Genomic DNA, 11164 nt, shown 5'->3' with positions numbered 1-11164 from the left:
CCCCCCCCCCCCCCCCCCCCCCCCCCCCCCCCCCCCCCCCCCCCCCCCCCCCCCCCCCCCCCCCCCCCCCCCCCCCCCCCCCCCCCCCCCCCGCCGGGAGCGGTGGTGGGCCGCCCTCTTCCTCGGTCCGCAACTGGCCGCCCTGCTGGTGTTCACCCTGGGGCCGCTGGGTTTCGCGGTCGTCCTGGCCTTCATGAAGTGGGACGGCCTGGGCGACAAGTCCTGGGTCGGCTTCGACAACTTCCAGACCCAGCTCTCCGATCCCACCTTCCGCGACGCGGTGCTGAACACGCTGACCCTGGGCCTGATCACGGTGCCGGTGGGCCTGGTCCTGGCCCTGCTCATCGCGATGGCGCTGAACAACGTGCGCGGCAAGACCATCTACCGGGTGATCTACTTCCTGCCCGTGGTCACCAGTTCGGTGGCCGTCGCGGTGATCTGGCAGATGTTGCTGGCCAGCGGTGACCTGGGGATGCTCAACAACACCGTGCACGACTGGTTCGGCATCACGCTGCCCGACTGGCTCAACGATCCGGACTGGGTGATGGTCGCGATCGCCGCGGTGACCATCTGGTCCTCGCTGGGCCTGAACGTGGTGATCTTCCTGGCCGGCCTCCAGTCCATCCCGGCGCACCTGACCGAGGTGGCCCGGCTCGACGGCGCGGGACCGGTCCGGATCTTCCGGCACGTGACGCTGCCGCTGCTGTCCCCGACCATCTTCTTCTCCTTCGTGGTCGCGGTGATCAGCTCCTTCCAGGCATTCGACCAGATCTACGTGCTGGTCGACCCCACCCACAACGAGGGAGCCCGCACGATCGTGTACCAGGTCTACGACCTGGGCTTCAAGAAGTTCGAGTTCGGCGCCAGCAGCGCCGCCGCCCTGCTCCTGACGCTGATGACGATCGTGGTCACCGTGGCCCAGTTCGGCATGCAGAAGCGCTTCGTCCACTACGAGTCGTAAGAGAGGATGGTCGTGATGGTCACTGCCATCCGCCGACGTTTCGGCACCGTCGCACTGCACACCCTGCTCATCGTGGGCGGGCTGCTGATGACGTTCCCGTTCGTGTGGATGCTGCTCACCGCGTTCAAGAGCGAGGGGCAGATGATCCAGGATCCGCTGGCCTGGCTGCCGGACCCCTGGCGCGCGAGCAACTTCCCCGACGCCTTCGACGCGATGCCGTTCGGCCGCGCCTACTGGAACAGCTTCTACATCGCCATGATCACCGTCGTGGTGACGCTGCTCACCGCGTCGATGGCGGCCTACGCCTTCACCCGGATCGAATTCCCTTTCTCCCGCACGCTGTTCGTGATCTTCCTGCTCACCCAGATGGTGCCGACCCAGGTCACCCTGGTGCCGCTGTACGTGATGTTGTCGAACCTCGGCTGGATCGACACCCACCTGGCGCTGATCCTGCCCGCCATCGCCAACCCGTTCGCGGTGTTCATGATGCGCCAGTTCATCCGCGCGGTGCCGATCGAACTGGAAGAGGCCGCCCGGCTGGACGGCGCGAACCGGTGGACGATCTTCACCCGGATCGTGCTGCCCAACATCCGGCCCGGCATGGCCGCGCTGGGCATCATCGTCTTCCTGAGCAGCTGGAACAGCTTCATCTACCCGTTGATCTTCCTCAACTCCGAGGACAAATTCACCGTTCCGATGTTGCTCGCCTCGTTCAAGGGCCAGCACGGCGGACTGGACTACGGCATGCTCCTGGCCGCTTCGACGATCTCCGTGGTGCCCATGCTGATCGCGTTCGTGATCGGGCAGCGCAGGATCATCAGCAGCATGGCGGCATCCGGCATGGGAGGCCGCTGAGATGACGGCGCACGACCGCGAACTGCTCGACCGGGTCGCGTTGGACCTGCGCGAACGCCCCTTCACCGACCGGGGTTCGCGGCTCCTGGTGGTGGCGCAGGAGGACGGCGATCTGTGCGTCGCCCGGTCCGAGTACGAGAGGCGACTCGCCGAGACGACCGTGCTCACCGGGCTGCGGATCGAGTCGGCGGGCGGCGACCCGCTGCCGATCCGGGCCGCGCACCCGGACCGGATCTCCTTCGCGGGCGGCGTGCACCTGGCCTTCGCCGGTCCGGACACGCTCGTGGTGACCGGCACGGGTGCCCGGGCGCGCTGGCGGACGGCGGACGGCGCCGCGCACGAGGCCGCGATCGAGGGCTGCCGGGTGCTGGTGGGCGAGGACACGCGCGTGGAGGGGCACGCCGTCCTGGCCGCGGCCGGCGCGCGCTGGAACGCCTGGTTCGAGCGCATGCCGGCGGTTCGCGCGGACCTGCGCGAACGGGCCGCGATGGCGTGGTGGACGCTCGGCGTGAACCTGCTGCCGATCCGCTTCGCGGGCGGCCGGGAGGGCCTGGTCCCGTCCCGGTTCGGCTATGTCGGCGTGTGGAACTGGGACGCCTACTTCCACGCCATCGCGCTGCGGCACGGCGACCCCGAACTGGCCCGGGACCAGATCCGGATCCTGCTCGCGCACCAGCGCGCCGACGGCCTGATTCCCGATGTCGTGCACGACGAGGGCGTGTTGGCGGAGACCACCGACCTGCCGCGCTCGGACCGGGCGCGGCTGGCCGAGCACGTCGGCCAGGCACTCGGCGAGGAGGCGGCACCGTCCGCCGCGGCCGGCGAGGTGGTCCCGGTGACCAAGCCGCCGCTGACCGCGTGGGCGGTCTGGAAGATCCACCGGGCCGCGCCCGACCTCGCTTTCCTGGCCGAGGTGTACGAGCCGATCGCCCGCTCCCAGGAATGGTGGCTGACCCACTCCGACCCGGACGGCGACGGCCTGGCCGAATACCTGCACCCGTACTCCAGCGGGCTGGACGACAGCCCGGTCTGGGACTACGGCCCGCAGGCCGAACCGCCGGACCTGAACGCCTACCTGGCACTCCAGTTCGACGTACTGGGCGACATCGCCCAGGAGTTGGGCCGGGCCGAGGAGGCCGAGACCTGGCGCAAGCGGGCCGCCGCGCACACCGAACTCCTGGTGTCGCGGCGCTGGGACGGCGAGCGCTTCACCACCGTGTCGGCGGGACGCGTGGTCGGGGTCCGCACACCGCTGGAACTGCTTCCGCTGCTCACCGGACGACTCCCGCGCGAGATCGCCGACCGGCTGGTCGCGGACCTGCGCTCGCCGAGCTTTTGGGGCGAACGCCCGGTACCGACCGTGGCGTTCGACGATCCGGCGTTCGACCCGGAGGCGATGTGGCGCGGCCCGGTCTGGCTCAACGTCAACTACCTGCTGATCGAGGGCCTGCGCCGCTCCGGATACCCGGACGTGGCCGACGAGTTGACCGAGCGCACCGTGCGGATGGTGGTTGAGGGCGGCGGGCTGTACGAGTACTGGAACCCGCTGACCGGGAGCCGGGCCGGGCGCGCGACGACCGGATTCGGCTGGTCCAGCGCGCTGTTCGTGGACCTGGCCCGAAGCTGAGCACACCGCCCGCCGTCGTCGCCGGACGCGGTGACGGCGGGCGGGCCCGGGCGCCTCAGCGGGTGCCGAGCACGTCGGCCAGGTCGTATCGGGCCGGTTCGGCGAGTTGTTCGTAGGTGCAGTCGGCGGGGTCCTTGTCGGTGCGCCACCGGCGGAACCGGGTCGTGTGCCTGAAGCGGTCGCCCTGGACGTGGTCGTAGGCCACCTCGCAGACCGATTCCGGTCGCAGCGGCACCCAGTCCGAGAGCCGGCCGCCCGACCAGCGGGTCACCGCGCCGGGCAGCCGGTCGGCCTCGTGCGCCTCGGCCTCGGCCCAGTGCGCCCACGGGTGCCCGGTCGGATCCGCCATGCGATAGGGCGCCAACTCCCGGACCAGCTCGGCCCGCCGCGCGGCGGTGAAGGCCGCACTGACACCCACGTGCTGCAACCGACCCCGGTCGTCGTACAGGCCCAGCAGCAGCGAACCCACCACCGGGCCCGACTTGTGCTCGCGATAGCCCGCCACCACGCAGTCCGCCGTGCGCTCGTGCTTGACCTTGACCATCGCCCGCACGTCCGGCAGGTACGGCCCCGCGGGGTCCTTGGCCACGATGCCGTCCAGGCCCGCGCCCTCGAACCGGTCGAACCAGTCCTGCGCCCGGCCCGGATCGGTGGTGGCCGGCGCGAGGTGGATCGGCGGCGGCACGTTTGCCAGCGCCCGCTCCAGCGCGGCCCGGCGCTCGGTCAGCGGCCGAGGCAGAAAGTCGTCGTCACCCAGCGCGAGCAGGTCGAACGCCACGAACGACGCGGGGGTGGTCTCGGCCAGATGCCGCACCCGTGAGGCCGCCGGGTGGATCCGGTCCTGGAGCCGATCGAAGTCGAGCCGCCCGTCCCGGGCGATGACCAGCTCGCCGTCCAGCACGCAACGCGGCGGGAGCAGCCGCAGCACCGCGTCGACCACGTCCGGGAAATAACGATCCAGCGGCTTGGTGTTGCGGCTGCCGATCAGCACCTCGTCACCGTCGCGGAAGACGATCGCCCGGAACCCGTCCCATTTGGCCTCGTAGTGCAGACCGGCGGGAATCCGCGCGGCCGCCTTGGCGAGCATCGGCTTGACCGGGGGCATCACGGGAAGGCGCATGCGCCTCAGTGTGCGCGGGCCCTCCACGGGTCGCCTCCGCAGCGGCCGACCGGCGGTATGCCATCGGGACGAATCAGGGCAAATCTGCCTACCCTGAGGGATGAGCGCTGCCGAGGAGTTCGAGGTCGACGGCAGGTCCGTCCGGGTGAGCAATATCGACAAGGTCTACTACCCCGCCCGCGGCTTCACCAAGGGGGACGTGGTCCGCTACGTGATCGCGGTCGGCGGCGGACTGCTGCGCGGTCTGCGGGATCGGCCCACCACGCTCCAGCGCTTTCCGGACGGCGTGGACGGCGAGTCGTTCTTCCAGAAGCGGGTGCCCAAGTACCTGCCGGAGTGGATCCCCACCGCCCGGATCACCTTCCCCAGCGGCCGGTACGCCGACGAGATGGCCCCGGACAGCGTGGCCGCGCTGGTGTGGGCGGCCAACCTGGGCACCCTGACCTTCCACCCCTGGCCGGTCCGGCGCAGCGCCACCGAACACCCCGACGAACTGCGGATCGACCTCGACCCGCAGCCGGGCACCGACTTCGCCGACGCGGTCCGCGCCGCACACGCGATGCGCGAGGTGCTCGCCGCGTACGACCTGACCGCGTGGCCGAAGACCTCCGGCGGGCGCGGCCTGCACCTGTACGTGCCGGTGCGCCCCGAGTGGGAGTTCACCGACGTGCGGCGCGCGGTGATCGCGCTGGGCCGCGAACTCGAGGCGCGGATGCCCGATCGGGTGACCACCGCGTGGTGGAAGGAGGAGCGCGGCGAACGCATCTTCGTGGACTACAACCAGATGGCCCGCGACCGCACCATCGCCGCCGCCTACTCGCCGCGCCCCACCGCCCGCGCGACCGTCTCGGCACCGCTGACCTGGGAGGAGGTCGACGACGCGCACCCCGACGACTTCGACCTGGGCAGCATGCCCGAGCGCTACGCCCGGGTGGGCGACGTGCACGCGGACATGGGCGAGCAGGCCTTCGATCTGCGCCCGGCGCTCGAACTGGCCGACCGACAGGCGCGTGACCACGGCGTGGGTGACATGCCGTACCCGCCGGACCACCCCAAGATGCCCGGCGAGCCACCCCGGGTGCAGCCCAGCCGCGCCCGCGAACACTGAAATCCCGGCCCGCGCCCGCGGGCGGTGCATCCCAGCCGCGGTCGCCGGCAAGGCCGCTTTCGTGGGCGCCGAAGCCGAAACCGAATCCGAAATCGAATCCGAAACAGGAGAGAGTCCCTCATGTGTGTGTCGTTCCGTGTGCCGCTGTCCGTGCACAGCCCCGTCTCGATTCGCAATCCCCTGTCGAGTCGCGCGCGCCGGTCCGTTCGCAAGGACGTGGGTCTGCTCGCGCTGCGCGTCGGCACCGGCGGCGTGCTGTTCGCGCACGGCGCGCAGAAGTTGTTCGGCTGGTTCGGCGGGCACGGCCTGGCCGGCACCGGCTCGGCGATGGAGCACATGGGCTTTCGGCCCGGCCGGCACAGTGCGATCGCGGCCGGGCTGGGCGAGGCGGGCGGCGGCGTGTTGCTCGCGCTGGGTCTGGCCACGCCCGCCGCGGGTGCGGCGGCGGCCGGTGCGATGGCGGGCGCGGTCGCGGTACACGCGCCGGCCGGCTTCTTCGCCCAATCGGGCGGCTTCGAGTACCCGGCGTTCCTCGGCTTCGTCGCGGCCGGGCTCGGCGTCGCGGGTCCCGGGCGGTTCTCGGTGGACCATCTGACCTGCCACGTGCTCGACCGCCCGTGGGTGGTCGGCCTCGCCTTCACCGGCAGCGCCGCGGCGGCGGCCGCGGTGATCGGGCGGCGGCGGGCGGTGGCCGCCGCGGAGGCGGACGCCGCGGCCGACTCGGCTTGAGCGGCGGCTCCACCGACGGGCGCCGGCGGGACGAGGGGCGTCGGCCGAGCGGGTGGCGTCAGCGGGACGCGCCGGTCCAGGCGAGCAGACGCCGCACCGGCCACGTGGTGATCACCCGGTCGGCCGGCACGTCGCATGCCTGCGCTCGGGCACACCCGTAGCCCTGCCAGTCGAGCTGGCCCGGCGCGTGCGCGTCGGTGTCGATCGAGAGGAAGACACCCGCGGCGAGCGCTCGGCGGAGCAGCCGGGACGGCGGATCGCTGCGTTCGGGGCGGCAGTTGATCTCCACGGCGGTGTCCGACTCGGCACACGCGGCGAACACCGCGTCGGCGTCGAAGGCGGACTCCGGGCGCTGTTTGCCCTGAATCAGCCGACCCGTGCAGTGACCCAGCACGTTCACGCGCGGGTTGCGCACGGCGGCCAGCAGTCGGCGGGTCATCGCCGGCTCGTCCATCCGCAGCTTGGAGTGCACCGACGCGACCACGACGTCCAGGCGGTCCAGCAGTTCCGGCTCCTGATCGAGCGAACCGTCGTCGAGGATGTCGCACTCGATGCCGGTGAGCAGGCGGAACGGGGCCAGTTCGGCGGCGATCTCGGCCACCACGTCCAACTGCGCGCGGAGCCGCTCGGCGGTCAGACCACGGGCCACGGTCAGCCGGGGCGAGTGGTCGGTGAGCACCACCCACTCGTGGCCCAGATCCCGCGCGGTGCGGGCCATCAGTTCGATCGGGCTGCCGCCGTCGGACCAGTCGGAGTGCATGTGGCAGTCGCCGCGCTGGGCGGCGAGCAGCGCCGCGCCGTCGGTGGGCACGGGCGACGGGCGGGCCTCGAGGTCGGCGAGGTAGCCCGGTACGCCGCCCGCGTGCGCCTGTTCGATCACGTCCGCCGTCTTGGGGCCGATGCCCTTCAGTTCGCCGAGCGTGTGCCGCTCCACCCGCCGGCGCAGCTCGTCCGGGTCGAGCCCGGCGACCACGGCGGACGCGGTGCGGAAGGCCTTGACCCGGTAGGTGGGCGCCTGATCGCGTTCGAGCAGGTAGGCGATGCGATCCAGCGCCGCCACCGGGTCGGCGGCGGGCGGGGGTGGGGCGGAATCGGTGCGTCGTGAAGCCATGGGAGGACTGTGGCCGCGCGCGACGGCGGTAAACCGGGTGGGCGATCGGGCGGCCGTGGGGGGCGACGGAAGCGAACCCGGCCCGCGCTCCTCGCCCCGTGCCCGCGAACCGTCGGCCTCGCCGGCGCCCGGGACGGCGGCGGGGTGGTGAGCGGCCGGTCGGCGACGCACGTACGGGGGTACCGAGGGACATCTCGGCACCCCCGCGGGTCGTCGGCGGCGTGGGTCAGGCGTCGGGTCCGGGCCGGGGGTCGCCCTCCTCGACCCAGTCCATCGTCCGCTCCACCGCCTTGCGCCAGTTGCGGTATCCCAGGTCGCGGGTGGCGTCGTCCATCCGCGAGGTCCACTCGGCCGCGCGGTGCCAGTTCGCCCGCAGCGAGTCGAGGTCCGGCCAGTAGCCGACCGCGAGGCCGGCGGCGTACGCGGCGCCCAGCGCGGTGGTCTCGGCCACGAACGGGCGGGCCACCGGGGCGTCCAGCACGTCGGCGATGGTCTGCATGAGCAGGTTGTTGGCGGTCATGCCGCCGTCCACCTTGAGCGTCGCGAGCTTGACCCCGGAGTCGCGCTCCATCGCGTCCACCACCTCGCGGGTCTGCCACGCGGTGGCCTCCAGCACGGCCCGCGCGATGTGTCCCTTGTTCACGTACGCGGTCAGACCCGCGATCACACCGCGGGCGTCCGAGCGCCAGTACGGCGCGAACAGGCCGGAGAAGGCCGGGACGAAGTAGGCCCCGCCGTTGTCCTCCACGGTGAGCGCCAGCGTCTCGATCTCGGCCGCGGTGGAGATCAGCCCCATCTGGTCGCGCATCCACTGCACCAGCGAACCGGTGACCGCGATCGAGCCCTCCAGCGCGTAGACCGGCGCCTCCTTGCCGAGCCGGTAGCCGACGGTGCTGAGCAGGCCGTGGTGCGACTGCACGATCCGCGACCCGGTGTTGATCAGCAGGAAGCTGCCGGTGCCGTAGGTGCTCTTGGCCTCGCCCTCCTCGAAGCAGGTCTGCCCGAACAGCGCGGCCTGCTGGTCGCCCAGCGCGGAGGCGACCGGGACGCCCTCCAGGATGCCCCGGGCGGTGCCGTACACCTCGGAGGAGGAGCGGATCTCGGCCAGCAGCGAACGCGGCACGTCCATCGCGCGCAGGATCCGGTCGTCCCAGTCCAGCGTCTCCAGGTTCATCAACATCGTGCGCGAGGCGTTGGTGACATCGGTGACGTGCACACCGCCGTCCGGGCCGCCGGTGAGGTTCCACACCACCCAGGACTCCATCGTGCCGAACAGGATGTCGCCCCGGTCGGCCCGCTCGCGCAGCCCCTCGACGTTGTCGAGCAGCCAGCGGATCTTGGGTCCGGCGAAGTAGCTGGCGAGCGGCAGCCCGGTCTCCACCCGGAAGCGGTCCTGGCCGACGTTGCCGCCCAGCTCGCGACACAGCGCGTCGGTGCGGGTGTCCTGCCACACGATCGCGTTGTGCACCGGCACGCCGGTATGGCGATCCCACAACACGGTGGTCTCGCGCTGGTTGGTGATGCCCAGCGCGCGGATCTGCTCGCGGCGGATGCCGGCCTGGGCGAGCGCGCCGGCGACCACCGCCTGCACCACGCTCCAGATCTCGGCGGCGTCGTGCTCGACCCACCCCGGACGCGGGAAGATCTGCCGGTGCTCGCGCTGGTCGACGGCGACGATGCGCCCGTCCGCGCCGAAGATGATGCATCGGCTGGACGTGGTGCCCTGGTCGATCGCGGCGATGTAGGTGTCGGACATGGCTCCTCTTCCGAAGGATCCGAGGGAAAGGTCGGGGTCGGTACGAATGCGCGGGCTCAGAACGCGAGCCGGTACAGGCCGCCGGCCGCCAGCCCGCCGAGGGTGGGGCCGACCACGGGGACCCACGCGTACGACCAGTCCGAGCCGCCCTTCTCGGGAATGGGCAGCAGGGAGTGTGCCAGGCGCGGGCCCAGGTCGCGGACCGGGTTGATGGCGTAGCCGGTCGGACCGCCCAGGGACAGGCCGATGCCCACCACCAGGAGCGCGGTCATCAGGATGCCGGTGCCGGAGAGGGCGAGACCGTCGGTCAGGCCCTGGGTCAGGATCACGATGACCAGCACGGTCGTGGCGATCGTCTCGGTGATCACGTTCTGGATCGGGTTGCGGATCTCCGGCGAGGTGGCGAACACCCCGAGTACCGGTTCGCCGTGCTCCTTGAACTGTCCCAGGTAGGTCGCCCAGGCCAGCACGGCGCCGATCACCGCTCCGACGAACTGCCCGGCGAGGTAGACCGGCACCTTGTCCCATTCTCCCGTCTTGACGGCTATCCCGAGTGTCACGGCGGGATTGAGATGCGCTCCGGACAGGGACACGCTCGCATATGCCCCGGCCAGGACCGCGAAGCCCCAGCCGAAGGCGATCGCCAGCCAACCCGCGTTCTGTGCCTTGGACCGGTTCAGGGTGACCGCGGCGCAGACACCGACGCCCATGAGCAGCAGGATGGCCGTACCCAAGGTCTCACCGATGAAGATCTTGTCGCTTGTCACAACACGACCCCTTCTGACTGCGCTGATGCCTACCGCGCTGATGGATCGACGCCGGAACCGGGCGCCGGACGGCACACGGCGCGCCGGGTCGGCGCGCCGTGCGGGGATGCGGGAATCCGGACCACATGAGGCGGTGCCGGGGAAGCCCGGCGAATGCGGTGCCGTGTGGCGTGTGCGCGGCGGGGCGGGCCCGACCACGCTCGGCCCGGAATCGTCCGGGCCCGTCCATTCGATGACTCTGACTGGCATTCGACATTGACGACCGCTGTCCGGCAGTGTTCTCTGCGGGTTGCGCCGCCGTCAAGAGTCCGTGAACATCTCGTTTCCGAACCTCCCCGCGAGCGCCGGGCCCGGCGGGAGGGTGGTGGACGTGGCCGGCGTGTGTGCGACCGCTGTTCTACATTGCCAACCCGATCTTGATTGCCAACCTGATCTTCGATGGAGGAGTTGGTATGCCCGGTCCCATCCAGTCGCTCGAACGCGCAGCGGCGATCCTGCGGCTGCTCGCCGGCGGCGAACGGCGCTTCGGTCTGAGCGAAGTGGCCACCACTCTGGGTCTGGCGAAGGGCACCGCGCACGGCATCCTGCGCACCCTCCACCAGGAGGGGTTCGTCGAACAGGACCCCAAGAGCGGCAAGTACCAGCTCGGCGCCGAGCTGCTCCGGCTCAGCAGTTCCTACCTGGACGTGCACGAGTTGCGCGCCCGTGCCCTGGTCTGGGCGGACGACCTGGCCCGCGCGAGCGGCGAGAGCGTGCGCATCGGGGTGCTGCACAAGGGCGGCGTCCTGGTCATCCACCACGTCTTTCGGCCGGACGACAGCCGCCAGGTGCTGGAGATCGGCGCGATGTTGCCCTTGCACTCCACCGCGTGGGGCAAGGTCCTGCTCGCGCTGGACCCGGCCGCGCGCGCCGAGTTGGACGAGACCGATCCGGTCGCGTTCACCTCGCGCACCGTGGTCGACCCGGTCGCGGTGGACACGGAGAGCGTGACGGTGCGCGAACGCGGGTGGGCGTGCGACATCGAGGAGTCGGTCCTGGGCCTGGCGGGCATCGGGGGGGGGGGGCGCGGGGGGGGGGGGGGGGAAGGGGGGGGTGGGGGGGGGGAGGGGGGGGGGGGGGGGGGGGTATCA

The 11164-nt window shown here is 71.6% G+C and carries 10 protein-coding genes; 6 read left to right on the top strand and 4 right to left on the bottom strand.

Features of this window, described 5'->3' with window-relative positions; all coding sequences use genetic code 11:
• Positions 1 to 148 precede the first annotated feature (148 nt).
• The 3 genes from ACZ4FV_RS50405 to ACZ4FV_RS50395 are packed head-to-tail and all read left to right on the top strand — an operon-like array spanning position 149 to position 3443.
• Complete coding sequence (locus ACZ4FV_RS50405) at positions 149 to 961, top strand: carbohydrate ABC transporter permease (RefSeq protein WP_465328084.1); 813 nt, start codon at positions 149 to 151, stop codon at positions 959 to 961.
• Positions 962 to 976: 15 nt separating this feature from the next.
• The gene (locus ACZ4FV_RS50400; protein ID WP_395867239.1) at positions 977 to 1816 is read left to right on the top strand and encodes a carbohydrate ABC transporter permease; all 840 of its coding nucleotides are present in this window, start codon (positions 977 to 979) and stop codon (positions 1814 to 1816) included.
• A 1-nt stretch (position 1817) separates the two neighbouring features.
• Complete coding sequence (locus ACZ4FV_RS50395) at positions 1818 to 3443, top strand: amylo-alpha-1,6-glucosidase (protein WP_395867241.1); 1626 nt, start codon at positions 1818 to 1820, stop codon at positions 3441 to 3443.
• A 55-nt stretch (positions 3444 to 3498) separates the two neighbouring features.
• On the opposite strand, the gene ACZ4FV_RS50390 is transcribed toward ACZ4FV_RS50395, so the two are convergent.
• Entirely contained in the window at positions 3499 to 4563 is a 1065-nt protein-coding gene (locus ACZ4FV_RS50390) for an ATP-dependent DNA ligase (RefSeq protein WP_395867243.1), read from the bottom strand.
• A gap of 100 nt (positions 4564 to 4663) precedes the next feature.
• Between ACZ4FV_RS50390 and ligD the strand changes: the two genes are divergently transcribed.
• Together ligD and ACZ4FV_RS50380 are read left to right on the top strand one after the other, a co-directional pair.
• Positions 4664 to 5671, top strand: a complete 1008-nt coding sequence (gene ligD, locus ACZ4FV_RS50385) for a non-homologous end-joining DNA ligase (protein WP_465328080.1) — start codon at positions 4664 to 4666, stop codon at positions 5669 to 5671.
• A gap of 120 nt (positions 5672 to 5791) precedes the next feature.
• A complete protein-coding gene (locus tag ACZ4FV_RS50380; RefSeq protein WP_395867247.1) occupies positions 5792 to 6400 on the top strand; it encodes a DoxX family protein in 609 nt (202 codons plus the stop codon).
• A 58-nt stretch (positions 6401 to 6458) separates the two neighbouring features.
• Here the strand turns inward: ACZ4FV_RS50380 and ACZ4FV_RS50375 are convergent, their stop codons facing one another.
• The 3 genes from ACZ4FV_RS50375 to ACZ4FV_RS50365 all read right to left on the bottom strand — a co-directional run bounded on the left by ACZ4FV_RS50375 (position 6459) and on the right by ACZ4FV_RS50365 (position 10034).
• On the bottom strand, positions 6459 to 7511 hold the full coding sequence (locus tag ACZ4FV_RS50375; RefSeq protein ID WP_395867249.1) for a PHP domain-containing protein: 1053 nt from the start codon (positions 7509 to 7511) through the stop codon (positions 6459 to 6461).
• Between the two features lie 226 nt (positions 7512 to 7737).
• Complete coding sequence (gene glpK, locus ACZ4FV_RS50370) at positions 7738 to 9267, bottom strand: glycerol kinase GlpK (protein ID WP_395867251.1); 1530 nt, start codon at positions 9265 to 9267, stop codon at positions 7738 to 7740.
• A 56-nt stretch (positions 9268 to 9323) separates the two neighbouring features.
• Positions 9324 to 10034, bottom strand: a complete 711-nt coding sequence (locus ACZ4FV_RS50365) for an MIP/aquaporin family protein (protein ID WP_395867253.1) — start codon at positions 10032 to 10034, stop codon at positions 9324 to 9326.
• Between the two features lie 452 nt (positions 10035 to 10486).
• Between ACZ4FV_RS50365 and ACZ4FV_RS50360 the strand changes: the two genes are divergently transcribed.
• On the top strand, positions 10487 to 11164 hold a 678-nt coding region (locus tag ACZ4FV_RS50360), incomplete at its 3' end, for an IclR family transcriptional regulator (protein ID WP_465328077.1).

It is taken from the genome of Embleya sp. NPDC025285, from assembly GCF_055558835.1.
Note: the sequence above shows the minus strand (reverse complement) of the source record. Positions and strands in the feature narration are given on the sequence as shown.